This window comes from Nocardiopsis sp. Huas11 (assembly GCF_003634495.1).
GTDB lineage: Bacteria > Actinomycetota > Actinomycetes > Streptosporangiales > Streptosporangiaceae > Nocardiopsis.
Window position 1 is genome coordinate 1,650,320 of record NZ_RBKY01000001.1, and the last position, 25,172, is coordinate 1,675,491.

General features: G+C 69.9%; 21 protein-coding genes and 2 pseudogenes. 10 read left to right on the top strand and 13 right to left on the bottom strand.

Going from position 1 to position 25,172, the window contains the following annotated elements; genetic code table 11:
- Nucleotides 1-163 precede the first annotated feature (163 nt).
- The 6 genes from DFP74_RS07355 to DFP74_RS07380 all read right to left on the bottom strand — a co-directional run bounded on the left by DFP74_RS07355 (nt 164) and on the right by DFP74_RS07380 (nt 6,053).
- Nucleotides 164-1,960 carry a phosphoenolpyruvate--protein phosphotransferase gene (locus DFP74_RS07355; protein ID WP_121181010.1) on the bottom strand — a complete coding sequence of 599 codons (1,797 nt, stop codon included), beginning with the start codon at nt 1,958-1,960 and terminating at the stop codon, nt 164-166.
- Nucleotides 1,961-2,093: 133 nt separating this feature from the next.
- The gene (locus tag DFP74_RS07360; RefSeq protein ID WP_121181011.1) at nt 2,094-3,134 is read right to left on the bottom strand and encodes a zinc-dependent dehydrogenase; all 1,041 of its coding nucleotides are present in this window, start codon (nt 3,132-3,134) and stop codon (nt 2,094-2,096) included.
- A gap of 240 nt (nt 3,135-3,374) precedes the next feature.
- The gene (locus tag DFP74_RS07365; protein ID WP_121181012.1) at nt 3,375-3,818 is read right to left on the bottom strand and encodes a PTS sugar transporter subunit IIA; all 444 of its coding nucleotides are present in this window, start codon (nt 3,816-3,818) and stop codon (nt 3,375-3,377) included.
- Nucleotides 3,808-4,116, bottom strand: a complete 309-nt coding sequence (locus tag DFP74_RS07370; protein ID WP_121181013.1) for a PTS lactose transporter subunit IIB — start codon at nt 4,114-4,116, stop codon at nt 3,808-3,810. Before DFP74_RS07370 ends, DFP74_RS07365 begins: the two co-directional genes overlap by 11 nt.
- Nucleotides 4,113-5,222, bottom strand: coding sequence for a PTS mannitol transporter subunit IICB (mtlA, locus tag DFP74_RS07375; protein ID WP_121181014.1), 1,110 nt, complete (start codon nt 5,220-5,222; stop codon nt 4,113-4,115). Before mtlA ends, DFP74_RS07370 begins: the two co-directional genes overlap by 4 nt.
- Nucleotides 5,223-5,291: 69 nt before the next feature.
- The gene (locus DFP74_RS07380) at nt 5,292-6,053 is read right to left on the bottom strand and encodes a DeoR/GlpR family DNA-binding transcription regulator (protein WP_121181015.1); all 762 of its coding nucleotides are present in this window, start codon (nt 6,051-6,053) and stop codon (nt 5,292-5,294) included.
- A 318-nt stretch (nt 6,054-6,371) separates the two neighbouring features.
- On the opposite strand from DFP74_RS07380, the gene pfkB reads away from it, so the two are divergent.
- Together pfkB and DFP74_RS07390 are read left to right on the top strand one after the other, a co-directional pair.
- Nucleotides 6,372-7,313 carry a 1-phosphofructokinase gene (pfkB, locus tag DFP74_RS07385; RefSeq protein ID WP_121181016.1) on the top strand — a complete coding sequence of 314 codons (942 nt, stop codon included), beginning with the start codon at nt 6,372-6,374 and terminating at the stop codon, nt 7,311-7,313.
- A gap of 44 nt (nt 7,314-7,357) precedes the next feature.
- A complete protein-coding gene (locus DFP74_RS07390; protein WP_121181017.1) occupies nt 7,358-7,639 on the top strand; it encodes an HPr family phosphocarrier protein in 282 nt (93 codons plus the stop codon).
- 279 nt (nt 7,640-7,918) lie between these two features.
- Here DFP74_RS07390 and DFP74_RS07395 read toward each other — a convergent pair.
- The 4 genes and pseudogenes from DFP74_RS07395 to DFP74_RS07415 all read right to left on the bottom strand — a co-directional run.
- Nucleotides 7,919-8,473, bottom strand: a pseudogene (locus DFP74_RS07395) (arginase family protein); the annotation flags it as partial.
- Between the two features lie 27 nt (nt 8,474-8,500).
- A complete protein-coding gene (locus DFP74_RS07400; RefSeq protein ID WP_121181018.1) occupies nt 8,501-9,832 on the bottom strand; it encodes an RNA-guided endonuclease TnpB family protein in 1,332 nt (443 codons plus the stop codon).
- Nucleotides 9,833-9,883: 51 nt separating this feature from the next.
- Entirely contained in the window at nt 9,884-10,141 is a 258-nt protein-coding gene (locus tag DFP74_RS34220; protein ID WP_233570849.1) for a cytosine permease, read from the bottom strand.
- Nucleotides 10,142-10,447: 306 nt separating this feature from the next.
- On the bottom strand, nt 10,448-11,203 hold the full coding sequence (locus tag DFP74_RS07415; RefSeq protein WP_121181019.1) for an SDR family oxidoreductase: 756 nt from the start codon (nt 11,201-11,203) through the stop codon (nt 10,448-10,450).
- Between the two features lie 268 nt (nt 11,204-11,471).
- Between DFP74_RS07415 and DFP74_RS07420 the strand changes: the two genes are divergently transcribed.
- The 5 genes from DFP74_RS07420 (at nt 11,472) to DFP74_RS07440 (ending at nt 18,591) form a co-directional block, all read left to right on the top strand.
- Nucleotides 11,472-12,353: an MBL fold metallo-hydrolase gene (locus DFP74_RS07420; protein WP_121181020.1), complete on the top strand. Its 882-nt coding sequence runs from the start codon at nt 11,472-11,474 to the stop codon at nt 12,351-12,353.
- Between the two features lie 182 nt (nt 12,354-12,535).
- Nucleotides 12,536-14,026 carry an MFS transporter gene (locus DFP74_RS07425; protein ID WP_233570850.1) on the top strand — a complete coding sequence of 497 codons (1,491 nt, stop codon included), beginning with the start codon at nt 12,536-12,538 and terminating at the stop codon, nt 14,024-14,026.
- Entirely contained in the window at nt 14,023-16,605 is a 2,583-nt protein-coding gene (locus DFP74_RS07430) for a PEP/pyruvate-binding domain-containing protein (RefSeq protein WP_121181021.1), read from the top strand. Before DFP74_RS07425 ends, DFP74_RS07430 begins: the two co-directional genes overlap by 4 nt.
- Nucleotides 16,606-16,614: 9 nt before the next feature.
- Nucleotides 16,615-17,238, top strand: coding sequence for a TetR/AcrR family transcriptional regulator (locus tag DFP74_RS07435; RefSeq protein WP_121181022.1), 624 nt, complete (start codon nt 16,615-16,617; stop codon nt 17,236-17,238).
- A gap of 234 nt (nt 17,239-17,472) precedes the next feature.
- Nucleotides 17,473-18,591: a DNA cytosine methyltransferase gene (locus DFP74_RS07440; RefSeq protein ID WP_121181023.1), complete on the top strand. Its 1,119-nt coding sequence runs from the start codon at nt 17,473-17,475 to the stop codon at nt 18,589-18,591.
- Here DFP74_RS07440 and DFP74_RS07445 read toward each other — a convergent pair.
- Together DFP74_RS07445 and DFP74_RS07450 are read right to left on the bottom strand one after the other, a co-directional pair.
- A complete protein-coding gene (locus tag DFP74_RS07445) occupies nt 18,547-19,011 on the bottom strand; it encodes a very short patch repair endonuclease (protein WP_121188100.1) in 465 nt (154 codons plus the stop codon). The two genes, DFP74_RS07440 and DFP74_RS07445, sit on opposite strands and share 45 nt — an antisense overlap.
- 387 nt (nt 19,012-19,398) lie before the next feature.
- Entirely contained in the window at nt 19,399-20,094 is a 696-nt protein-coding gene (locus DFP74_RS07450) for a hypothetical protein (protein WP_199725532.1), read from the bottom strand.
- 388 nt (nt 20,095-20,482) lie between these two features.
- Between DFP74_RS07450 and DFP74_RS07455 the strand changes: the two genes are divergently transcribed.
- Genes DFP74_RS07455 through DFP74_RS07465 form a run of 3 tightly spaced genes read left to right on the top strand, consistent with a single transcriptional unit; the run spans nt 20,483 to nt 24,538 of the window.
- Nucleotides 20,483-21,895: a ParB N-terminal domain-containing protein gene (locus tag DFP74_RS07455; RefSeq protein WP_121181024.1), complete on the top strand. Its 1,413-nt coding sequence runs from the start codon at nt 20,483-20,485 to the stop codon at nt 21,893-21,895.
- Nucleotides 21,895-23,721 (top strand): DEAD/DEAH box helicase, encoded by a 1,827-nt coding sequence (locus tag DFP74_RS07460; RefSeq protein ID WP_121188102.1) that lies wholly within the window; start codon nt 21,895-21,897, stop codon nt 23,719-23,721. The genes DFP74_RS07455 and DFP74_RS07460 overlap by 1 nt, the downstream gene beginning before the upstream one ends.
- A complete protein-coding gene (locus DFP74_RS07465) occupies nt 23,708-24,538 on the top strand; it encodes a DUF3883 domain-containing protein (RefSeq protein ID WP_158612973.1) in 831 nt (276 codons plus the stop codon). Before DFP74_RS07460 ends, DFP74_RS07465 begins: the two co-directional genes overlap by 14 nt.
- Nucleotides 24,539-24,618: 80 nt before the next feature.
- Here the strand turns inward: DFP74_RS07465 and DFP74_RS07470 are convergent.
- Nucleotides 24,619-24,972 (bottom strand): annotated as a pseudogene (locus tag DFP74_RS07470) (glutamate--tRNA ligase); the annotation flags it as partial.
- Nucleotides 24,973-25,172: the final 200 nt, after the last annotated feature.

The following is a 25,172-nucleotide window of genomic DNA, read 5'->3' on the forward strand; positions in this document are numbered from 1 at the left end:
CCCGGGACACCGGGCACCGGAGCGCCTCCGGGCCACCGAGAACCCGGCCAGCGGACAGCGGACAGCCGACGACGGACAGCGGACAGCGGAACGCCCCGCGAGCCGTGCTGCTCGCGGGGCGTCCTCGTGCGCGCGTTCGGGGCCGACCGGGTTCGGCTCCGCCTCAGAGGTCGGCGACGTCCGGGCTCGCCGCGGCGCGGACCGCCTCCCTGGCCTCCGCCGCGGTGGCGGCGGCCAGGGCGAGCCCGGCCAGGCTCCGGCACTCCGCCTTCGTGTGGTGGGCCAGCGCGTGGCGCACCGCGGGCAGCGCCGGCGCGGCCATCGACAGGCTCGTCGCGCCCAGCCCGACCAGGACCACCGCGAGCAGCGGGTCGGCCGCGGCCTCGCCGCACACGCCCACCGCGCGCCCGGACCGCTCCCCCGCTCCGCCGACCGTGCCCACCAGCTCCAGCAGCGCGGGCTGCCACGGGTCGAGCAGGTCCGGCATCGTGCCCAGGGTCCGGTCCGCGGCCATGGTGTACTGCGCGAGGTCGTTGGTTCCGATGGACACGAAGTCCACCCTCGGCAGCAGCCGGTCGGCCAGCAGGGCCGCGCCGGGCACCTCGATCATGACGCCCGCCTCGGTGATCCCGGCCTCCCGGGCCAGCGCGACGAACTCCGACGCCTCGGCCGGGGTGGACACCATCGGCGCCATCACCCGCACCCGCGCGCCGGACCCGTCGGCGGCGGCTCGGATCGCCGCCAGCTGGTCGGTCAGCAGCTCCGGGTGCACGCGGGCCGTGCGAAAGCCCCGCCGGCCCAGCGCCGGGTTGTCCTCGGGTCCGGTTCCGGCGAAGGCCAGCGGCTTGTCCGAGCCCGCGTCCAGCGTGCGCACGGTGACGGTACGGCCGTCGAAGGCGCGGAACAGCCGCGCGTAGACGGCGGTCTGCTCGGCCACCGTCGGCGGCTCGGAGCGCTCCAGGAACAGGAACTCGGTGCGCAGGAGTCCCACGCCCTCGCTGTCGTGCGCTCCGGCCTCGTCCGGGTCGCCCTCGCCGACGTTGAGCAGCAGGGCCACCGGAGCGCGGTCGGCGGTGCGACCGGGCCCCACGGAGCCGGCCAGCAGCTCACCGCGGCGCCGGGCCCGCAGCAGGATCGAGGCGGACCGCTCCTCGTCCGGGTCGACGTCGACCCGTCCCGTGTCACCGTCGACCGCCACCTGGGTGCCGTCGACCAGGCCGTCGGCGCCCCGACAGCCCACGACCGCGGGGATGCCGAGCGACCGCGCCAGGATCACGGTGTGGCTGGTGGGACCGCCGTGCAGGGTGACGACCGCCAGGACCTGCTCGGTGTCCAGTTGCACGGTGTCGGCCGGAGCGAGGTCGTCGGCGACCAGCACGTGCGGCCGTCCGGGGTCGGGCAGACCGGGCATCGGCAGGCCGAGCAGGTGGGCGACGGCGCGGTCGCGGATGTCGGCGAGGTCGGCGGCCCGTTCGGCCAGGTAGCCCCCGGCCGCCAGCAGGAGCTCCTGGTAGGCGCCGCAGGCGGCGTGGACCGCCCACGCCGCGGGATCGCCCTGCCCCGTGCGCTCGGCCGTCCGGCGGGCCAGCTCGGGATCACGGGCCATGAGCGCGAGCGCGCCCAGGACCGCGGCGGCCTCCTCCTCCAGGCCCTCCGCCCGCGCGTCGAACTGCTCGGCGACCCGTTCGAGGGCCTGGCGGGCCCGGTCGGCCTCGGCCTCGGCGCCCGCCGAGGCGGGACGGGTCTCGGGCAGGGTCGGCGGCGCGGACATCCGCGCGACGGGGCCGACGGCGGCGCCCGGAGCGGCGGGGATCCCCTCCAGCCGGGTGGGGGCCGCGGAGGCGCTCGCGGCGGGGGCGGAACCGGTGGAGGGAGCCGCGTGGTCGGGCCCCTCCGCGGACGCGCCCTCGCGGGCGGCGTCCCTGGGTGTGGGAATGTCTGGGTGGCCGGTCTGCGGCATCATCGCTCCTGGCTCGGGTCGTCGATCGGTCTCGGCTCACCCCGGCCCATCGCCTGGACCAGCGGGCGTGTGCGAATGCCTCGCCCACACCCAACCGTGAAAGGCGCCGGGACGCCAGTGGGGCGGAGCGGCGTCACGGCTGGATCGTCACCTTGATCGCGGTCCCCGAGGCGACGGTCTCGATGGCCTTGTGCACGTCGGACAGGCTCATCCGCTCGGTGATGAGGTCGGCGACGGGCACGGCGCCCGTGGAGATCAGCTCCAGGGCACGGCGGTTGTGCGCCGGGCTGGACCCGTTCGCGCCGAAGATCGAGATCTCCCGGTAGTGCACGAGGTTGGAGTCCAGCTGGATGATCGGGTTGTCCTTGGGCAGGCCGCCGAAGAAGCTGACCCGGCCGCCGCGCGCCACCATGCGCAGCGCGTCCTCCTGCGCGCGCCCGGAGGCGGCCGCGGTGATGACGACGTCCGCGCCCCGGTCTCCGGTCAGGCGCAGGACCTCGGCGACGGCGTCGGTCTCCTCACCGGCGATGGCCGCGTCCGGCCGGACGACGTCGGCGGACATGTCCAGGCGCCCCCGGTTGATGTCGACCAGGAACACGCGGGCGGCGCCGCGGGCGCGGGCCAGCCGCACGTGCAGGCAGCCGATGGGGCCGGCGCCCATGACCACCACGGTGTCGCCCTCGCCGACCCCCGCGATCTCCTGGCCGTTGAGCACGCAGGCCAGCGGTTCGGCCAGCGACGCCTCGGCCAGGTCGATGTTCTCGGGCACCCGGTTGACGCCGTCGACGGCGAGCACGGCCTCGGGGATGATCATGGACTCGGCGAACCCGCCGTCGTAGTGGTAGCCCATGGACTGCTGGCGGGAGCACACGGGCATCCGGCCGGCCTCGCACTCGTGGCAGGCGCCGCAAGGGATCGCCGCGATGACCTGGACGCGGTCGCCCTCGGACCAGCCCGTGACGCCCTCGCCGATCTCACTGATCCGGCCGGTGATCTCGTGCCCGATCACCCGGGGCGGGTCGATGTGGTGGTGGCCGTGGCGGGAGATCTTCACATCCGTTCCACAGGTGGAGCAGTTGGCGACGGCGATCTTGAGCTGGCCGGGGCCGACGGCGGGTTCGGGTGCCTGCTCCAGGCGGATGTCACCGGGGGCGTAGAAGCGGGCGACGAGCATGGTGGTGCCTTTCGTGATGGTGAAAGGGCTCCCCGCGCCGAGAACGGCGACGCGGGGAGCCCTGGCGCGGGCGGGGAGTGGACCGCCGCGCCGGGGTGAGCGGCTCGATGGGGCATGCGCGCGGCGCGAGGTCAGGGCGCCGGCGCGGCCGGGGACTGCGCGAGGGCCTGGGGCGGCGCGGGGCCGGGCTGAACGGCCCGCCCTGCCCGGTCGCGGACGGCCGGACGGAGCGGTCCGCCCTCAGCCGCCCGCGCCGGGGCCGAGCAGGGCGAGCACGTCGGAGGGGTCCGACGCCGAGCGCAGCCGCTGGGCCCGCTCGGGGTCGCTGAGCACGGTCGCCAGGGCGGACAGCACCCCGATGTGCTCGTCCCCGGAGGCGGCGATGCCGACTGCCAGGTACGCGGTGTTCCCGTCCCAGTCGACCCCGTCGGGGAACTGGACGAAGGCCAGGGCGGTCCGGTTGATCAGCGCCCGCGAGGCGTCGGTGCCGTGCGGGATGGCCACGCCCTCGCCGAGGAACGTGCTGACCGAGGCCTCGCGCTCGTGCATCGCGGGCACGTAGCCGGGCTCGACCGCGCCCAGTTCGACGAGCAGGGCACCGCACTGGTCGATGGCCTCGGCCTTGTCGGCCGCGGTGCTGCCCAGCCGGACGGCGTCGGCGGTCAGCGCGAGATCAGTCGGCAAGGGGACCGCCCTCCTTGACCGCGCTCTCCAGGCGGGCGAACGCCGGATCGCCCATGAACATCTGGAAGCCGACGACGACCTTGCCGGGGAGGTTGCCCCGCGCGCGGGACAGCAGGCCGGAGTGGCACAGGACCACGTCGGCGTCGGCGGGCACCCGGTCCACCTGGGCGTGCTCGACGGTGACGCCGTACGGCTTGAGCGTGCGCTGGAGCTGGCTGGTCAGCATGACGCTGCTGCCCATGCCGGCGTCGCAGGCGACGACGACCTTGCGGATGTCGGACCCCTGAATGGTGGTCATGACGTGGCCTCCTTGTTCTGCTGTGCGGTGGCCGCCTCCTTCTGTTCCTTCGCGGCGCGCCGCTCGGCCCGGCCGAAACCGAGCAGGGCCGAGGCCAGCGCGAAGGAGACGAGGGTGGCGATCGTGACGCCCGCCAGGACGGCGAGGTGGTCCCCGCGCGGGGTCACCGCCATGAGGGCGATGATGCTCCCGGGTGCGGGGGTGGCCAGCAGTCCGGCGTCCATGACCATGAAGGTGGCCACACCGGACATTCCGCCGCCGATCGCGGCGAGGATGAGCTTCGGCTGGGCGAGGATGTACGGGAAGTAGATCTCGTGGATGCCGCCGAAGAAGTGGATGATGATCGCGCCCGGAGCGGTGGCGCGGCTGATCTTGGGCCCGAAGAACAGGCAGGCCAGTAGGATGCCCAGGCCGGGGCCGGGGTTGGTCTCGATGAGGAACTCGATGGCCTTGCCCTGCTCGGCCACCCGGGCCACGCCCAGCGGTCCCAGGACGCCGTGGTTGAGGGCGTTGTTGAGGAACAGGACCTTGGCCGGCTCGACGATGACCGACACCAGCGGCAGCAGGCTCATGTCGATGAGGAACTGCACGCCCGCCCCGAGCCCGCGGGCGATGGCGGTGACCGCGGGGGCCACCGCGTAGACGCCCAGGGCCGCCAGGAGTCCGCCCAGGATGCCGGCGCTGAAGTTGTTGACCAGCATCTCGAAGCCCGTGGGCGTACGGGGCTGGAGGACCTGGTCGACCTTCTTGATCAGGTAGGCGCCGAGCGGGCCCATGACCATCGCGCCGAGGAACATCGGCATGTCCGCGGCGACGATGACGCCCATCGCGGCGACCGCTCCGACCACGCCGCCGCGCCGGTCGTAGACCAGGTGGCCGCCGGTGTAGGCGATCAGCAGCGGCAGGAGGAAGGTGATCATCGGCCCGACGAGTTCGGCCAGGGTCGCGTTGGGCGTCCAGCCGCTCTCGATGAACAGGGCCGTGAGAAGGCCCCAGGCGATGAACGCGCCGATGTTGGGCATCACCATGCTCGACAGGAAGCCGCCGAAGCGTTGGACGCCGGAACGCACGGACGCGAGGCGCTCGCTGGTCTGCTGGTTGGACATGGGGGGAGACCTCCTGGGAGGCGGGCCGGCGAGGCGCCGAGCCGGATGGTGGTGAGAGGTGGGCGTGGGTCAGACCGTGAGGACTCGCGGTCCCGCGGACTCGAGTTCGTCCGCGAGCCCCGCGGCGAGGCCGGTGTCGGTGATGATCGTGTCGAGCTGCCCCACTCCCGCGAAGCGCGCGAAGTGGTCGTTGCCGACCTTGGTGTGGTCCGCGAGGAGAAGGGCCCGGCGCGAGGAGGAGATCATGGCCCGCTTGACCTCGGCCTCGGCCGCGTCGGGTGTGGTCAGACCCCGTTCGACGGAGACGCCGTTGGCGGCCATGAAGGCCACGTCCACGAAGGACTCCGCCAGCGAGCGCAGGGCCCACGCGTCGACGGTGGCCTGAGTGCGGTTGCGCAGGCGACCACCGAGCAGCATGAGGTTGATGTTGGTTCGTGTGGTGAGTGTGAGTGCGATGGAGAGGGAGTTGGTGACCACGGTGAGCTCGCGGTCGGTCGGCAGCTGCTCGGCCAGGCGTCCGGTGGTGGAGCCGGCGTCGAGGAGGATGGCGCCCTCCTCGGGTAGCTCGGCGAGCGCGGCCTTGGCGATCCGCTCCTTCTCGTCGGTCAGCACGGAATCGCGCACGTTGAGCGCGGGTTCGAAGCCCAGTCGCTCGACCGGAATCGCGCCGCCGTGGACCCTGCGCAGGACACCGTGGCGTTCGAGCGCCGTGAGGTCCCGCCGGATGGTCTCGTAGGTGACGTCGAACTCCGAGGAGAGCCCCGTGACGTCGACCCGGCCGTCACGGCGGGCGCGTTCGAGGATCACCTGCTGGCGTTCTTCCGCGTACATGTTGGATCACCTGTGTTTCGGTGTGGTTTTCAGTGAGCTTAGACGTGTTGCCCACCACACACAAGTGGTAGCTTCCATCAATATCCCGGCAACACCCACAGAGCACACCTTCGCGACCGTCCATCGCCACCCTCCTCCCACAACGCCTCGAACAGGCAGGACGGCACCGCGACGACTCCGCCACCCTCCCCCGGCACCGCAGACCGGACGGCGACCACAGGAGGGCACCACTGTTGACACACACAACCAAACACACATAATCGAAGACACTCACACAGTCAGACCGGGCCGCGCAGACACCGTCGAAGAGAGCCACCGATGATCCTGACCCTCACGCCGAACCCGAGCGTGGACCACACCCTGGAGGTGGACGGCCTCATTCGGGGCGAGGTCCTACGGGTGCGCGCGACCCGCGCCCATCCCGGGGGCAAGGGCGTCAACGTGGCGCGCGCGCTCAGCGGCGCGGACGTCCCCACGCGGGCGGTGCTCCCCGTCGGTGGAGGCGGCGGCGCCGAGCTGACCGCGCTGCTCGGCGACCTGCCGCGCGCCACCGTGCCCATCGACGGCGAGACGCGGGCCAACATCACGGTCGCGGAGCCCGACGGCACCACCACCAAGCTCAACGCCCCGGGACCCGTCCTCTCCACCGCCGAGCTCGGCGCCCTCCTGGACGTGGTGGAGGAGGAGCTGGCCCGTGGGCCCGACTGGATCGTGGCGTGCGGGAGCCTGCCGGGCGGCGCGGACACCGCCTTCTACGTCCGCGTCGCGGAACTGGCCGCCCGGTACGGCGTCCCGCTCGCCCTGGACTCCTCCGGCGAGCCCCTCGCCAAGGCCGCGCGGGCGGGTTCGGTGGCCCTGCTCAAGCCCAACCACGAGGAGCTGGAGGAGCTGGCCGGCCGTGGTCTTCCCACCGTCGGCGAGGTCGTCACGGCGGCCAGGGAGGTTCTGTCCTGGGGCAACGAACAGGCCCTGGTGACTTTGGGCGGACATGGCGCGATACTCGTCGACGACACGTGCAGCTGGTGGGCGCGCGGTCCCCTCGTCCGGGCGCGGAGCACGGTGGGCGCGGGCGACTGCTCGCTGGCCGGCTTCCTCAGCCAGGACGGTCCCCCCGACAAGGGGCTGGCGCGTGCCGTGTCCTGGGGAGCGGCGGCGGTGTCCCTGCCCGGGACGACCGTTCCGACCCCCGAGGACGTCGCCGCCCATGAGACCACCGTGGTGGCCGAGCCGGACCCGCACCAGCGGATCGACCGGCTCTGACGTAGACGTACCGACGTACCCCCTCACCGACTGAAAGGAACGACATGCCGACCCAGCGCACCGTGACCATCGGCTCACGGCTCGGGCTGCACGCCCGACCGGCCACCCTGTTCGTCAAGGCGGTCAACGAGACCGGCCTGCCCGTGTTCATCGCCCGCCCGGACCAGGACCCGGTGGACGCGCGCAGCATGCTGGCCGTGATGGCGCTGGGCGCCGACCACGGCGAGACGGTCACGCTGACCTGTGACGACGCCGAGGAGGGCGCCGCCGAACGGGCGCTCGACGAACTGGTGGAGCTGCTGTCCTCCGACATGGACGCCGCCTGACCCGGCCGAAGGGGCCCGCACAGCCCTGAGCCACCGCGTTCCGGTGGGCGCGCCCGGTAGCGCCCATCACCCCACGCCCCTCACACTCCTCACTCCCCCGTTCCCCTCGACGCCGATGCGCCGGTGCGCCGTTTTCCGATGCGCCGCTGCACCGCTGCGCCGGTTCGCCGGTTCGCCGGTTCGCCGGTGCAACGGTTCGCCGGTTCTCCGCTTTCCGTCTCCCGTTGTCCTGCTGCTCTCCGGCCCCCGCGGGTGTCAGTGCCCGAGTCCCCGCGGGAGTCAGTGCCCGAGGCCGTCGAGCAAGGGCCGCGTCGGGTCCCAGCCCAGGCCCCGGCGCCGGGCGGCGATCCCCGACAGCGCCTCCAGCACCACACGGTTGCCCAGCATCGCCGTGATGTCGGCGTGGTCGTGGTCGGGTGAGACCTCCACGATGTCCAGCCCCACGACCGGCAGCTCCACGCAGATCCGGCGCACCGCGTCGAGCAGCTCTCGGGAGGTCATCCCGCCCGGTTCGGGGGTGCCGGTGCCGGGGGCCATGCCGGGGTCGACGACGTCGACGTCCACGGACAGGAAGACCTCCTCGCACTCGTCGGTGGCCAGCGCGAACACCTCGTCCAGGCAGGCGTTCAGCCCCCGGGCGCCCATCTCGCTCATCTCGTAGCAGCGCATGCCCTGCTCGGCCATCCACGCCAGGGTCTCCGGCTCGGGCCAGTAGCCGCGCAGGCCCATCTGGACGAACCGGTCGCCGCGCACGGCTCCGGACTCGATGAGCCGCCGCATGGGCAGGCCGTGGCCGAGCAGCGAGCCGAAGTCGATGTTCCCGGTGTCGGCGTGCGCGTCGAATTGACATCCTCCCCCTCCCTAAAAGAGGGGGATTCCAACCCATCGGGGCTGAGGTTCACGGACGTTCTTGACCGCAGACTTGCGCCTGGTCGTCCCTCCGGCACGAACCCCTCGGGGGGCGGGTCTTTCGACCTGTCCTGCCGCGACATTGTTGGAAGCATTGGTGTCAGCGTTGCAGGTGAAGCCACAGTGGGTACAGACGAACGTCGCTTGGTTCTTGCGGGAGTTCTTGTCGATCCACTGGCATTCGCTGCACCGCAGACTCGTGTCCTTGGGCGGGATGTCCTCGACCCTGCCGGACGCTTTGTGCCCGGTGCGGGTACGGAGTAGCCCCCACCCTTGGGCAAGGATCGCCCGGTTCAACCCCGCTTTGGCCCGCACGTTCCGGCCCGGCTCCTCAGCAGTGCCCCGCGCGGTGCGGGTCATGTTCTTGATCTGCAGGTCCTCGAACCGGATCGTGTCGAAGGTGCGAGCCAGCAGCGTGGACGTCTTCTCACACCAGTCCTTGCGCCGAGCGGCCTCCCGGGCTTTGAGCCGGGCGACCCTGGCGTGCTCGACCCTCTTCTGGGCACTGCCCTTGGGAGCGCGGGCTGCTCGGCGCTCGTGTTTGCGAACCGTCGCCCTCTCCTTGCCGGTGAGTTGCGGGCAATTCAGTGTCCGCCCGTCCGACAGCGCGGCGGTGACCACCACCCCACGGTCGATCCCGACCACCTCGCCGTTACCGGGCGACGGGATCGGGGCGGGGACGACAGCGAAGGCCACATGCCACTGCCCGTGGCGATAGGTGACACGAAACGACTTGGCGTCCGGCAACTGACGGCGTGTGAGGCGGAACTTCACCCAACCGCACCCGGGCACCTTGACCTGCGCCCACTTGCTGTTCAGCTTTCCCACTAGAACCTGACGGTGGTGGACCTGCCTGCCTTTGGCATTGAGCACCAATTCCCCGTCTGGAGTGTAGGCGGGCACTCGCCCGCTGCCGATGACCCGGAAGCCCTCGCTGCGGTACTTCTTGCGCCAGGTCGGGTACCCATGCGACCCGCCCAGGAAGTTCGACAGGGCCCGGTCGAAGTCCTTGAGGGCCTGCTGTTGGATGTCAGCGTTGCCAGAGGCCACCCACGCGAACTCAGCAGCCGTCTCGGGGTCCATGCCGGTGGTATCGGTACGGCGCACCTCGGACAGCATCCGGCACATCCCTGCATAGCGAACCGGCTTCTCCCGCCGGACCCCGCCTTTACGGTACGTAGCGTTGACCTCCAACGCCAGGTTCCAGGCGTACCGGGCGTGCGCGCAGTGGCCGAGCATCACCTGCTCCTGCGCGCCCGTGGGATACAACCTGTACCTGGACATGCCGCGACAGTAGCGGAGTCATAGCGGCATGTGGGTGCGAATCCCAAAAGATCACGTGATGGATCCCCGAGGGACTGAACGGCACGTCCAAAGACACGGCATGCCCTGACGGCTGCCCCACCAACTTCTACTATCGCTCTGGTGCGCGGCGCCGACCGCGAAGATCGTGACGGCCGCCCAGAACCCCAGGCCGAGTCCGACGACGAGGGCGCCGTTGATGACGAAAATGAAGGTCAGGTTGGCGCCGAACCAGACCCAGAACAGGTCGCGCGGACCGCCGTGCCGGTCGGCGTCGGGGATGTGGTCCATCCCGGGCGCCTCAACGCGAAAGACCTCGTCGGCGCCGACGCCGGTCACCGTGGGCTACGCGGGCACGCTGCCGTTCGCCGACCGCGAGGTGCCCGCGCGCGTTCCCGACCCGGGCCTCGAACCGGCCCCGCCCCGCCGCCGCGCGGCCCGCGCCCCGCGCCCCGGGGCGTGAGCCGGAGGCGGAGGCGGGAGCGCGGCCGACCGGCAGCCGTCGCCGGATCCGGCCATGAGTGGCACCGGCGATCCCGAGCCTGACGCCCGGGGCCGACTCCTGCGAGGGCCGCCGGTCGGAGCGGCTACCGTTCCCTACTCCTTGACCCGGTGGACCTTGTGCTGGGCGGCCTGGGCGCGCGGGCGCACCACCAGGAGGTCGATGTTCACGTGCGGGGGCCGGGTGACCGCCCAGACGATGGTGTCGGCGACGTCCTCCGCGCTGAGCGGGTCGGGCACCCCGTCGTAGATCGCCTCGGCCGCCTCGGCGTCGCCGCGCAACCGGTTGAGTGAGAACTCCTCGGTCTTGACCATCCCCGGCGCCACCTCCAGCACGCGCACGGGCTCGCCGCACAGTTCGAGCCGCAGGGTGGCGGCCAGGGTGTGCGCGCCGTGCTTGGCGGCCACGTAGCCGCCACCGCCCTCGTAGACCACGTGCCCGGCGACGGAGGACACGACGAGCACCGTGCCGTCACCGCTCGCGATCAGCTTCGGCAGCAGCGCCTGGGTCATGTGGAGCACGCCCAACACGTTGACCTCGTACATCGCGCGCCAGTCGGCCGGGTCGCCCGTGGCGACGGTCTCCCTGCCGATCGCGCCGCCCGCGTTGTTGACCAGGACCGAGCAGGCGGGCAGGGCCTCAGCGAAGGCGTCCACGGCGGCCCGGTCGGTGACGTCGAGGACCTCGGCGCGGGCGCTGTGGCCGGCCTTGACGATCTCCTCGGCCAGGGCCTCGATCCGGTCGGCGCGCCGGGCGACGAGGACCACGTCGTAGCCCTCGGCCGCGAGTCCGCGCGCGGTGGCGGCCCCGATTCCGCTGCTGGCGCCGGTCACGACTGCGGTCGCTGTCATGTTCTTCGTCCTCCCCGAAGGTGTGCCTGTCGCGCCGAGCGTATCCACTGACCGGGGGCCGACCTCCCCCGGACCGCCGATGCGGGACCCTGCGGCGGATCCGAAGGCGGGTGGATCCGAAGGCGGGCGGGCCCGAAGGCGCTGGGGGTGGCTTGGGCTAGAAATAAGTAGACCGATCGGTCTATAGTTCTGCCACTCCGCAGAACCAGCGACCCGGCCACGCCGCAGCAGGCCCTGGCCCTGGGCCGACTCTTCGAAGGAGCACACGATGCACGTCCACCACCTCAACTGCGGATCGATGCGAGAACTCAGCGCGATCCGGGTCGGGGGACGCGAACTGGACCCGCGGCCCGCCGTCAACCACTGCCTGCTCGTGGAGACCGACGACGGATTGGTCCTGGTCGACACCGGTTTCGGCACGAACGACGTCCGCGACGCGGAGGCGACGCTGGGCCCGGACTTCATCGCGATGACCGCGCCCCGGCTGGACCTGGAGGAGACGGCGGTCCGGCAGGTGGAGCGCCTGGGCTACCAGCGCGAGGACGTCCGCCACATCGTGCTGACGCACCTGGACGTGGACCACGCGGGCGGGTTGGCCGACTTCCCGCACGCCCGGGTGCACCTCCACGAGGAGGAGCTGACGGCGGCGACCGGACCGAACCCGCTGCCGCCCGGAACCGGGCGCTACCGGTCGGCGCACTGGGCCCACCGGCCGCGGTGGGTCGGCTATCCGGCGGACCGCGCGGCGGGCGGGGAGGGCTGGTTCGGGTTCGACACGGTGCGGCCGCTCGACGGCCTGCCGCCGGACATCCTGCTCGTACCGCTGGGCGGCCACACCCGGGGGCACAGCGGGGTGGCGGTTCGCGTCGATGGCGGGGGCGGGTCGCGGGAGCGGTGGCTGCTGCACGCCGGGGACGCCTACTACTTCCACGGGGAGATGGACCCGGACGAGCCCGCCGGGCACCCTGAGCTGGACCTGGTGCAGGACTCGGCCGAGGTGGACCGCGCGCTCCGGCTGGGCAACCAGGCGCGACTGCGGGAGCTGGCCCGACTGCACGGGGACGAGGTGAGCGTGTTCTCCGCGCACGACCCCTGGGACCTGGACCGACTCGCCGCCGGCGGCCCTGCCACGGCCGCGGCCGCACGGTAGCCGCCCCTGCTCCCGCGTACGCGCACGCCTGCGCGCCCCGACGGCGCCGCCCCACGAGCGGCGCCGTCGTCGTCTGCGGCGGGCCGGGTTCTCCTGAGATCAAGCCAGAGGAAACGTTGCGTTCACTAACTCCGCGGGCTAGCCTACTAGAGAACTAACCGTTCTCTACTTGAGGAGGTCTCGTGGCACAGCGAACGACCTCCGTGGCCCTCGCCCTCCCGGGCCTGCTCCTGGCCATGCTGCTGGCGGCCCTGGACCAGACCGCCATGGCGCCCGCGCTCCCCGAGATCGCCGGCGACCTCGGCGGACTGGAGCACATGCCCACGGTCGTGACCGCCTACCTCGTCTCCGCCACGGCCGTGATGCCGCTGGTCGGAAGGCTCGGCGACCGCTACGGCCGCAAGCCCCTCATCCAGGCCGCGGTCCTGCTGTTCGTCGCCGGCGCGCTCATGGCCGCGACCGCCACCACCCTCCCGGGGTTCGTCACCGCCCGCGTCGTCCAGGGTCTGGGCGGCGGAGGTCTGATGATCGGCGCGCAGGCGATCGTCGGCGAGATCGTCAGCCCTCGTGAACGCGGCCGCTACCTGGGCCTGTTCGGCGCGGTCTACGTGGTCGCGGCGGTGGGCGGCCCGCTGCTCGGCGGGGTCGTGGTCGACCACCTGTCCTGGCGGTGGATCTTCGCCGTCCACCCGCCGCTCGGTCTGGCCGCCCTGGCCGCCCTCAGCCTGACTCTGCGGCTGCCGCGCCCCCAAGGCCGCCCGCCGGTCGACTACGCCGGGGCCGCGGCCCTGGCCGGGACCGTCGTCGGCGTGGTCCTGACCGCCGACCGGCTCGCCCGGCCCGACGCCTACCCCGCGTGGGCCCTGCCCGCGTTGCTGCTCGGCACCGTCGTCGTGATCGGACTGTGGGCGCTGACCGCCGCGTTCGCGCGCGACCCCGTGCTGCCGCCGCGCCTGCTGCGCGACCGCGCGTTCGCCCTGCCGGTGGCGGTGAGCTTCCTCGTCGGGTTCGGCCTGTTCGGCACCCTCACCTACGTCCCCGCCTACGCCCAGGTCAGCCTGGGCACCACGGCCACGCGGGCCGGACTGCTGGTCACCGCGATGATGGCCGGGGCGCTCGTCAGCACGGTCGTGTCGGGTCGGCTGATCACGCGGACCGGCCGCTACCGCCGCTACCCGATCGTCGGAACGGCCGTCGCGGCGATCGGCCTCACCCTGCTGGGGCTGTTCGGGGCAGATCTGGGCACGGGTGCGCTGACCGCGTTGCTGGTACTCGTGGGACTGGGGATCGGCCTGGTGATGCAGGTGGTCATGCTCGCCGCACAGAACGCGGTCGACCACGCCGATCTGGGGGCGGCCACCTCCGCCGTCCTCTTCCTGCGCCAGGTGGGCGCGAGCGTCGGCGTGGCCGTCGTCGGCGCCCTCATCACCCGCTCGTTCCACGCGCGGGTGCCGGAGGGCGTGGGAGACCCGCGCGCCCTGTCCCCCGAGGCGATCGCCGCCCTGCCCGAGCCCACGCGCGGGCTCGTGGAGGCGGCCTTCGGCTCCGCCGTGCCGTCCGCCCTGCTCGCGATGGCGCCCCTCCTGGGCCTGGCGTTCCTGCTCACGCTCGCCTTCCCCGCGCTCCCCCTGCGCACCACGGCCCACACCGCACTGAACGAGGAGTCCCGATGACACACGACCGGCTCGTCTCCCCCCTCGCCTCCTTCGGAGCCGACGACCTCGCAGAGGTCGGCGGCAAGGGCGCCAACCTGGGCGAACTGCTGCGCGCGGGGCTGCCCGTCCCGCCCGGGTTCGTGGTCACCACGGACGCCTACGCCGCCGCGGCCCGCGCGGTCGGGCTCGACGCGAAGCTGGCCGCCGGGTCCGGTGGCGGGACCGCGCCCGCCACTCCCGACGCCTCCACGGGCGCCGCGGGTGCCGCGGGCGCCGCGGGCGCCGCGGGCGCCGCCTCAGACTCCTCCACCGTTTCCGACGCCGCCGCGCTGCGTGCCGACCTGGAGGGCGCGCCGGTCGCCGACGACCTGCGCGCCGCGATCACCACCGCCTATGCCGACCTGGGCACCGACGTCCCCGTGGCCGTGCGCTCCAGCGCCACCGCCGAGGACCTGCCCGGCGCCGCCTTCGCCGGGCAGCAGGACACCTACCTCAACGTGATCGGCGCCGACGCGGTGGTGGACGCCGTCCGCCGCTGCTGGGCCTCGCTGTGGACCGACCGGGCCGTCGCCTACCGCCACGAGCGCGCCATCGACCCCACCGAGGTGCGGATCGCCGTGGTCGTGCAGACCATGGTGGAGTCCGACGTCGCCGGTGTCATGTTCACCGCCGACCCGGTCACCGGCGACCGCGGCCGGGTCATCGTCGACGCGGGGGCGGGCCTGGGCGAAGCCGTGGTCTCCGGGCTGGTCACCCCCGACCACTACGTCCTGGACGAGCGCGGCGCCCTACTCGACTGGTCGGCCGGGCGCGGCGAGGTGGTCATCCGTTCCGAGGCCGGCGGGGGCGTCGCGCGGGAGGACTCCCCCCGTGACGGCGGGGGCCGCCTGCTCACCGACGACCAGCTGGCCGAGTTGGCCGCGCACGCCCGCACGATCGCCGCGCACTTCGGGCGGCCCCAGGACATCGAATGGAGCATCAGCGACGGGCAGGCCCACATCGTCCAGGCCCGCCCGATGACGGCCCTGCCGCCGCTCTCGGTCCCGCTCAACCGGCGCCAGCGCCTGCTCGGTTCGATCCTCACCGAGTACATCCCCACACGCCCCTACCCCATGGACGTGAGCACGTGGCTCGGGCTCGGTCCCGCCAAGATGATGCGGGACCTCATGGCCGACCTCGGCATCGCCGCGGCCTTCGAGGACTATCTCCGGGAGGAGGACGGGGTGGTCGTAGAGCTCGTTCCGCCCGCGCCCCACCCCGCGCCGCGCGCCCTGCTCACACCCTTCAAGCTGGTCCACCGGGCCCGGAGGCACGACGTCAACACCTGGCGGGAGGACCCCGTGCTCTCGCGCTTCCTGCGCGACGCCGACGCTCTGGACGAACTAGACCTGCCCTCCCTTCCCTGGTCAGAGCTGCTGCGGGTACCCGAGAGGGCACTCGCCCTCATGGGGCCGTGCCGTGAGCTGCGGTCGGCCTACCTGCCCGGCGCGGCGCTCGCGCTGGGGCGGCTGGCGGCGGCCACCGCGCTCCTGGGCCGGCGGTCGCTGCTGGGCGACTTGATCGGCGGCGCGCGCACCCGGACCGAGGACGCCAACCAGGCCCTACAGGGCCTCGCCGACCGGGTGCGGGCCGTGCCCGAGCTGCGCGAGCTGTTCGCGACCGCGGATCCGGCCGAGATACTGACCGCCGTCCGTGAGGGAACCGGCCCCGTGGGCGCGTTCGGCGGCGAGCTCGACGCCTTCCGGCGCGAGTTCGGGCGCCGCGAGACGGCCACCCCGCTGCTGGTCAGCCCGCCGACGCTCGCCGAGTCGCCGGAGAGCGTGATCGGGCTCGTGCGGGTCCTGGTGGACCAGCCGCGGGGCGAGGACCGGGGGTCCCGTTCCGAACGGGCGCTGGCCCGGTTGCTCGCCCACCCGCTCCTGCGCGGAACGCGGGCTCGCGCACGGATGACCCGGTGGGTGCGCGCCGCCCAGCAGGGCATGGCGTTCCGCGAGGACTCGCACTTCTACTTCACGGCGAGCCTGCCCGCCCTGCGCCGGTCCCTACTGGAGATCGGCGCCCGGCTGGTCGAGGCGGGGGTGGTGGACGAGCCCTTCGACGTCTTCCACCTGCGGTTGGAGGAGGTCCAGGAGGTCGCCGACGTCGAGGCGATGCCCGCCGAACAGGTCGAGCGGCTGCGCTCTCTCGTTCGCGCCCGGGCGGCCAAGCGCGCCGAGCTCACCGGTGTGCGCCTGATCGACCCGGCCCGCGTCTTCCCGCCGAAGAACACGGGGAACGCCCTGGTCACCGGAACCCCGGCCAGTGCCGGCACCGCGACGGGGACGGCGCGGATCATCCTCGACGCCACGGACTTCCACCGGTTGGACAGCGGCGACGTGCTGGTGTGCCCCTACACCAACCCCTCGTGGACACCGCTCTTCCAGCGGGCCGCCGCGGTGGTCGTGGACACTGGGGCGGTCGCCTCGCACGCGGCGATCGTGGCGCGCGAGTACGGCATCCCGGCGGTCATGGGCTCCGGCACGGGGACCACCACCCTCAACGACGGCGACCGGATCACCGTCGACGGCGGGACCGGCCGGGTCACGCCGGCTTCGTAGGATGCGGTCATGGCCGCCGAACCGCAGACCACCGACCACCGCAAGCGCCCGCGCCGCCGCGGCGACGCCCTGATCGCGGCCATCCTGCACGCGACCGTCCAGGAGCTGGAGGAACGGGGCTACGCGGCGCTGACCATGGAGGGCGTCGCCGAGCGGGCGCGGGCCAGCAAGGCCTCGCTCTACCGGCGCTGGCCCACCCGCGCCGAGCTGGTGATGGACGCGGTGTACAGCGTGATCCCCGACCCGGGCGAGCTGCCGGACACCGGCGAGCTGCGCGGTGACCTGGTCGCCGTCCTGCGCCAGACGGCCCGGCTCCTCGGCGGGCCCGCCGGACAGGCCCTACGCGGCCTGATGGCGGAGGTCCTACTGTCCCAGGAGCGTATGGACCGGGTGCGCGCCCACGCCCAGGGCAGGGGCCGCCAGATGATGGAGGAGGTCACCCGCCGGGCCGTAGCCCGAGGGGAGATCAGCCCCGACGCCCTCACCCCCCGCCGCATGGAGGTGGGACAGGCCTTGCTGAGGAACCACTTCCTCTTCCACCACGAGCCCATCAGCGACGAGATGGTCGAAGAGATCGTCGACGAGGTCCTGGTCCCCCTCTTTCACACCAGCCCGGCGAACTCCTCTAAGTAACTACTTGTCCACAACCCGGAGTCACACATGGCCCGAACGTCCCACTCCGCGCATAGAATCGCACACTAGAAACATCCCGGATCCTACGACGTGGACTTTCTCTCCAGCACTCCTGGAAACCGTCCGTGCTCTCATGCCACCATCTAGGCTGGCTGCACACTTATCGATCGGGTGTTCGACGAGTGTCATGCCACGGCCCGCTCTGCCGTGGCCCAACCAGCAGGAGGAGTCACGATGCCGGACGGGGCAGGCGCGTACACGTCAGTGGAGATCTGCGCGGGGGCAGGCGGCCAAGCGGTCGGCCTGCACAACGCCGGATTCCACCACCGCGCACTGATCGAGGTCGATCCCCATGCCGCTCAAACGCTTCGGCACAACATCCGCAAACACCGCTGGAAAGACTGCTCCGTCCTAGAGTGGGATCTGACCGACTTCGAGATGGACCACCTCCAGAAGGTCCTCGGAGACGAGCAACTGGCACTCTTGGCAGGTGGCGTCCCGTGCCCGCCCTTCTCCCTGGCCGGCAAACAGCTCGGCGAAGACGATGAGCGCGACCTGTTCCCCGTCATGCTCGACATGGTCGAGGAGCTGAAGCCCCGCGCCGTGATGATCGAGAACGTGCGCGGCCTGCTCGAGCCCGAACGCAAGTTCCGTGACTACCGGGCCAGGATCCGCGAACGGTTGGAGAGCCTGGACTACCGGATCCTCGGCTGGGACGTGCTTGAGGCACGCGACTACGGTGTCCCACAACTGCGGCCGAGGGCCATCCTGGTGGCTATGAAGGAGCCGGAAGCGGCCCACTTCCTCCCTTCCCGGGGCAGTGGGAAGCTCGTCACGGTGGCAGAAGCCCTCGACGAGACCATGCGGACCCGGTTCGGAAGCTCCGCAAAGGGCCGCAGGCACTACGAGAAGTGGCGGCGCAGGGCCCTGGAAAAGGGAACGGTCGCTCCCACTCTCGTCGGAGGTTCAAAGAAGCACGGCGGCGCGGATTTGGGGCCAACCCGTGCCAAGCGCGCGTGGGCCGAACTCGGAGTGGACGGCCACGGAGTAGCCGACCCGCACGGCCAGACCAAGGACAAGGAACGGGACCTGTACGGGGAGCGGGGCCCCAAGCTGACAGTGCAGCAGGCCGCGATCATCCAGGGCTTTCCCACCAGCTGGGAGTTCCAGGGACGCAAGACGGCCGCCTACCGCCAGGTCGGCAACGCCTTCCCGCCGCCGGTCGCCCAGGCCGTCGGAGAGTCCATCATCCGTGCGCTCCGGGCGTGCGACGCCAATGCCGAGCAGCCGGAGGAGCAGTTCGAGGGGCTAGTCGAGGACCTTGCCCCCCGACAGCTCACGCTTACGCGCTGAGACTGCCTCCGTCACAACGTCTGCGCATTCGGCAGGGTCCTGGTGCTCCCAGAACCTCAGGACCAGCCACCCTGCCTCCGCCAAACGCGTGTCGGTATCGCGGTCACGCTGAGTGTTCCCGCCGATCTTCGCGTCCCAGTAGTCCGGGTTCGTCTTGGGCGGCACGAAGTGCTCCGGGCACCCGTGCCAGAAGCATCCGTCCACGAAGACCGCCACCTTGGTGGGGCCGAAGAGCAGGTCTGCTGTGCGCCGCATGCCGGGCAGCGGCTTAGCAGCGACCCGGTAGCGCAGGCCGACCGCGTGTACCAGGCGCCGGATGGCGATCTCCGGCTTGGTGTCCCGGCTCCGGTTTCCGCGCATGCTCCGCCGGTTGGCGGCCGATGACGCCCAAGAGCCTTCCGGTACTTTCCAAGCTTCCATTCTCCCCACCTTCGTGGACTCGGTCATATCCCGAAGAGCACCCTCTATTGACCCAAGAACAAATCCTCGACTCCCTTCGTTCCGCGCTTTAACATGAAGATCGCTTCAAAACCGTCCGGACCAGGTGCAGGAGCGCCTCCGTAGATAGCTTCGCGTCAGAGAAGAGCAGCAGTCGGAATGTCTGTCCCCTTGGCTAGCATCCGCGTGACAGCGACAGAGGGGACTCCGGAGTGGACTCCCCTCAGCAGCGCCGACAACAGCACATCCTTCTCGCTTAGCAGCAACCACGAAAAGAAAGAGCAGCATCAAGGTTGCAGTTCGCGCCAGGGCATGAACCTGGTTCTCGAGGCCATCTCACCTGCTAACCGCATACCCTGCGGCCACCTGCTACTGCATCTTCCGAATCCTTTCAGTGATCTCAACTCGCTGCTCGGGCGGTACGCGAAGATAGGCCGACCATGCGCGGTCAAGCGCGGTAGCGCCTCGCCGCCCCCGCTCCATCCAACGCAACAGGCGGCGCAACTCGCCTGCCCCCAGGTCAGCGGTTGCCGCGATCCCATCGGTTACGTCAATGGCAGCATCACCATGCCCTGCCCTGCAGCGCTTACATTCGGTCACAAGCACGACGGTCTCGTGGCCACCAAGGCCCACTACAGTACGCCTCGAGACGGCGAGGACCGCAGTCGTTACCATGTCATCGGGGTAGGGCTCAGCGCCGGAGATACCGCACACTGTGCACATGTATCCGTCGCGGGCGAGCGCGGCCTGACGATCCTTGCTCGAAATCGCCTTCTTCGGAGCAGCCTCGCGTCGAGCCTTCGAATCCCAGACTGGGACCCCCGCCTTGACGAACCTCTGGTCCTCCGCTGTCAGCGTCGCATCTTCCGTATTCGAGTACACGACCCATCCATAATCACGCAGGTCCCGGATACGACGGTCTGCCTGAGAGACACCAGGGAATGCATCCCGAAGTTGACTCTTCGTGAATGTGTTCCCCTCGCCCACAACCTGAATGAGCCAGAGAGCCCCTCGGACCATGGTTCCCGCCGCGAGTTCCGGGTCGTTCCAGGTCGGCTGTTCCATAATCTACTCCTGCTTCTGCATGTTGACCCCGTCAGCAGTGCTCGCTTCGTCTCGTGCAGCAACCACTCCCCAGATTCGCCTAGGTATTGACTGGGCTGTATCAAGTTTTTCGGACAGTCGTTTTGCAGGTCAGGCTGTGAGAGCGGCCGCTCTCGCCGCCTGCGCGACGGGTTGCTCACTCTGGATCACCAACTACACGGCCGTAACCTGGAACTCCGCCGAGAACTTACTTCATTTGTTCGCCACGATTCCCCGCAACCCTTCCCTGTAGAGACCATCCACCAGCGGTGTCACACCCCAGCTGTATGTTTCAGTAGGTACTCCCGTGCAAGGATGACACCACGGTGATCCAGGCAATACATCTACCACCCTTCGAGGAGCCCTCCCCATGTCCTCCACCTTCGGCGCCCCACCCCGGGGAGAGCACGTCAAGGGCATCATCCAGCAGCGGCTGAACCAGGCAATGTCCGAGAACGGCGCGAAGATCACCATCGATTGGCGAGGCGAGCCGCGTCACCTCTACGTGATCTCCATGCCGGTCGACCTGCTCTACTTCAACCCGGACACCCACCGCATCCGTGCCCAGAGGACACTCGATCCGGAGCGTGACAGGGCCATTGAGGAGGACCCCTGGGGACAGCAGGCACAGGACTACCTCCGCGACCTGCTCAGGCAACGCCCTGCGAACCCGGACCAGGTGGACCCGGACTACACCTCCCTGATGGACGAACTGGACGACTCCGGCCAGCGCGAGCCCGGGATCGTGAGCCCGTACGGCATCCTGGTAGACGGCAACACTCGGGCGGCTGCGCTCCAGGAGCTGGGCGAGAAGAACATCCGGGTCGGGGTCCTCCCTGACGACACCTCTCGGCAGGACATCAACGACGTCGAGCTCTCCCTCCAGCTCCGGAAGGACCGTCGACGTGACTACTCCTATATCAATCGCCTGATCGCGATCGACGAAGAAGTGGGGCGCGGGCGCGCCGAGACAGATGTCGCCAAAGACTTCAACATCAAGCTCCCCACGCTGCAGCGGGACCGGTGGGTCTACGGCCTCATCCTCGAGGCGATCGACCGCAGCAAGTCTGACGATGGGGCCTCTGCCCTGAGGCTGATCGACTTCGAGCAGCACCAGGAGAAGCTGCGCGAGCTTCACCGCGACTACACCAAACTGGCGGCGAAAGACCCCGAGGCCGCGCAGCGGCTCAAGCAGTCTCGCCTGGCCATGGTGCTGCTCGACTACCCCAAGACCTCCCTGCGGCTCGCCGAGTCGGACTTCTACACTCGCTACCTCGAAAGCCGCCTTCCCGAAGACCTGAAAACTAAGGCAGCCGTCCCGCATCGGGCGGCTGTACCCGGGATCCCGGAAGCAATCCTCCCTCAGCAGAGCACTGACTCCGCTCAGGTCAAGGCGCTCACGGACCAGCTGCTGCGCGCCAAGGCCGTGGCTGGGGACAGCAAGAGTGCATCTCCCACAGACATTGCTGACGCGTCTGCACTGATGAGGAAGGCGCGAGACACCTTTGACACCGCGGTCAAACTCGCTGGCCAGAATGCCGAGCTCGTGAAGCGCCAGACCGCTGTGCCCGAGAGGCTGACCGATGCGGCTGACTACGTAACGCAGTGCGCGAACGAATTCGCCGAGGCGAAGGCTAAGCGCGCACTTGACGACGAAGCATTCGACGACGCACTCCTTGTGCTCCGTACGAGCCTCGAGTCCCTGGCCCGGCAAGCAGGGCGCACCTACTCAGCTCCCGGAGAAGGTGTGGCCTGGCTCCTTGACGCGGTTCGGGACAAGTGATGTCGACCTCCGTCCCCAGCCTCACAATCGGTCTGTCTGCTGAGGTCACGCACGCACGGCTCGTTGTCCGCCCCGGTCTGGAGAACGACTTGCGCCGGTTGGCGCTCAGTTTTCGCACCAGCTCACAGCGTTCAACCGGCAGCATCGAGGTCGAGCTCGACGACCTGCTGACGAATCTCGAGGCCCTCAGCAGCTGGCCTCACCAAGCCGAAGGCGACGTCGTCTGGGACCCACACCTGCAGACCCTGGTGGTCGACTCACTCCAGGATGCCAACACGGTATCCGCCCAACTGGAGGAACCCGGCTCGTCGGGGTCAGTGAGCCCCGACGCCGTCCCTGATCTCCTCGGCCCTGCGTGGACTGGTGATCTCACCTCGTTCCAGAAGAGGGACATCGCGAAGATACTGTCGCTGCGCCACGGGGCGAACTTCTCCGTCCCCGGGGCGGGCAAGACCCGCGTCGGCCTAGCAGTGTTCCAGGCTCTGCGTCACCAGCAGGGCATCGAGCGTCTACTCGTCGTCGGCCCCAAGTCGAGTTACGACGCCTGGAAGTACGAGAACACCGTCTGTTTCTCCCCTCCGCTGGACATGGAGATCGTTAACGGGCCCTCGGCGTCGTCCCCGGATGCCGTCATCATCAACTACGAGCGGCTGCCCAACATGGTCAACTCGTTGGGTCGGTGGCTAACAGAACGCCCGTCAATGATCATTCTCGATGAGGCCCACCGGATGAAACTGGGAGCAGAGGGCGCATACGGGGCAGCTTGTCTTGCTCTCGGACCCCGGAGCCGCCGTCGTCTCATCCTGACAGGCACGCCGGCACCGAATGGTGCCAGGGACCTAGAGAACCTTTTCGGCTTCGTGTGGCCGGGAACCGGTCGGATCAGTGTCCTCCGAGCTGTCGCGGGGGGAGATCTCACTGAGGCCAGCCGGATTCTGCGGCCCTTGTTCACCAGGACGACCAAGGGAGAACTCAACCTCCCCCCGGTGGAGACTACTGTCCGCCGCCTGCCGATGCCGCCCCTCCATGCTGAGATCTATGAAGCTCTCGTCGGGCAGTTCTCCGCCAGGGCAACCGGCTATGAGGGAGACTTCCAGGCTCTCGGCCGCGTCCTGGTCTACATGCTGATGGCTGCAACCAGTCCAGCTCTCTTGGCCGTCGGGACCACCTCGCACGAGCCTCTCGCCTACCAGGTACCTCCGCTACCGGTGCCTGAAGACTCTTCGCTGTACCAGCTGATGCAGGATCTGCCTGCTTACGAGATGTCTCCGAAGTACCAGGAGGTCCTAGCGATCGTCCGTGAGAACGCCGCGCAGGGACGCAAGACGCTGGTGTGGTCGACATTCATCCGTAGCCTGAACACGCTCCAGCGAGTCCTTTCAGCCTTCGGCCCTGCCGTCGTGCATGGTGGCACCAAAGACCGCGAGGAGCAGATCAACCGGTTCCGCAGCGACCCGGACTGCATGGTCCTGCTGTCCAACCCTGCCACGCTCGGCGAGGGCATCAGCCTGCACCACGAGTGCCACGACGCGGTGTACGTGGACCGGGACTTCGCCGCAGGGCGCTTTCTGCAGAGCCTCGACCGCATCCACCGCCTCGGGCTCGCACCCGACGTCAAGACCCGCATCACGGTTCTTGCTTCCGAAGGCACTATCGACGATGTGGTGGAGTCTCGCCTCGCAGGCAAGCTGGCCTTCTTGGGAGGGATCCTGGACGATCCCGCCGTACAGCAGCTCGCAGACCTAGAAGAGGAGCCTTCAGTCGGAGCTGACTTCGACCAGGGTGACATCCAGGCCCTTATGGGACACCTACGTGCGGCCCCCTGACCCCATCCTGCTCGCCGCGAAGCGATGGCTGGACATACTTCCCACGAGCGGGGGCATTCGCCGTGCCCAGGCACTGCTGACCACCCATACGGAGTTCAGCGACCTGACACCCACCCAGTACGCAACGGCGCTCGCTTGGTTGAACGAGACGGGGCTCCTGACGAGTGAGAGCTCTCCAGCCCCGAGCGCCAACCAAGTGCTGAGCGCGATCCTCGAAGAGTCCGCCCCTCCTTGGGTCAAGGATGCCGACGCCCTGGTGCACTCTCCCGACGAGCTGCCCTCAGACCTCGTCACGACCGGCGCAGTTCTAGGACTGAACGCAGACGGGGTCTACGAGCAGGTCGTGTCCAGCTGGGGAAAAGTCGACACCGCAGCGAGGAAACGGGTCGGTGCGGCAGGAGAAGCCGCCTTGGTCTCGTTGCTGAGCGATGTTCCAGGCAGCCTGGTGGATCATGTCGCGGCCTGGTCTGACGGGTTCGGGTACGACATCTCGTTCACCCGAGGTCCCTCCTCCGCCCATCTGGAGGTAAAAAGCACCACCCGGAGCGGACGGCTCAGCATCTACCTGTCGCGACACGAGTACGAGGTGATGCTCCGTGATCCCTGCTGGATCCTCGTAGCCGTGCGCCTGACCTCTGACCTCGAGGTCTCCGGTGTGGGCTCCGTTCCCAGCTCGTGGCTCAAAGACAACGCACCACACGATGCTTCTGGCATAGGGAGGTGGGAATCCTGCAAGTTCGAGGTACCCGCGACAGTGATCACCGGTGGAATACCTCAGCTCGGCAGACAGGTAGCACCAGATTTACCTTCCTGGTGAGCTGCTATCGATGAGGACACCACGTAGATCTGTGCTGCGCCGCTTCCGGCTTCAATACCAAACCGACTCGCTGAGGTCCGTCAGGGGTTGAGTCGCTCCAACGCCGCCCGGAGCCGCTCCAGGGTGCGTTCGCGCCCCAGCAACTCCAGTGACTCCAGTGACTCGAAGAGCGGAAGCCCGACCGTCCGGCCTGTCAAGGCGACCCGGACCGGCGCTTGAGCCTTGCCGAGTTTGAGCCCTTGGGCAGCCCCGGCCTGTTCAAGAGCTCCCTTGAGGGCTTCGGAGTCCCAGGCCAGGGACTCGTCCGAGTAGGTGGTGATCGCCGCAGTGAACATCTCCGCACCGATACCGGGCTTCATGGCCTTGGCCCAGCTCTTCTCACCGAGAACTGGGGTGTCCCGGAACAGGAAGTACACGTTCGGCACCATCTCGCTGCCGCCAGTCGGCTCTGCGTCAGCATAGCGGCCTGAGTTTGGAGTTTGAGCTCTCCAGAATCGCTCGCTATGTAGATATATCCTGTCTGCCTTCGATAGATTCTCAGCCCTTCACGGAAGTGATATGGCTTGCACTCAGCACTGAACGGTTCGCCTAAGAGGTGCCCAGAAAGTTGATTCGTTGCGCTGGCGGATCTCCG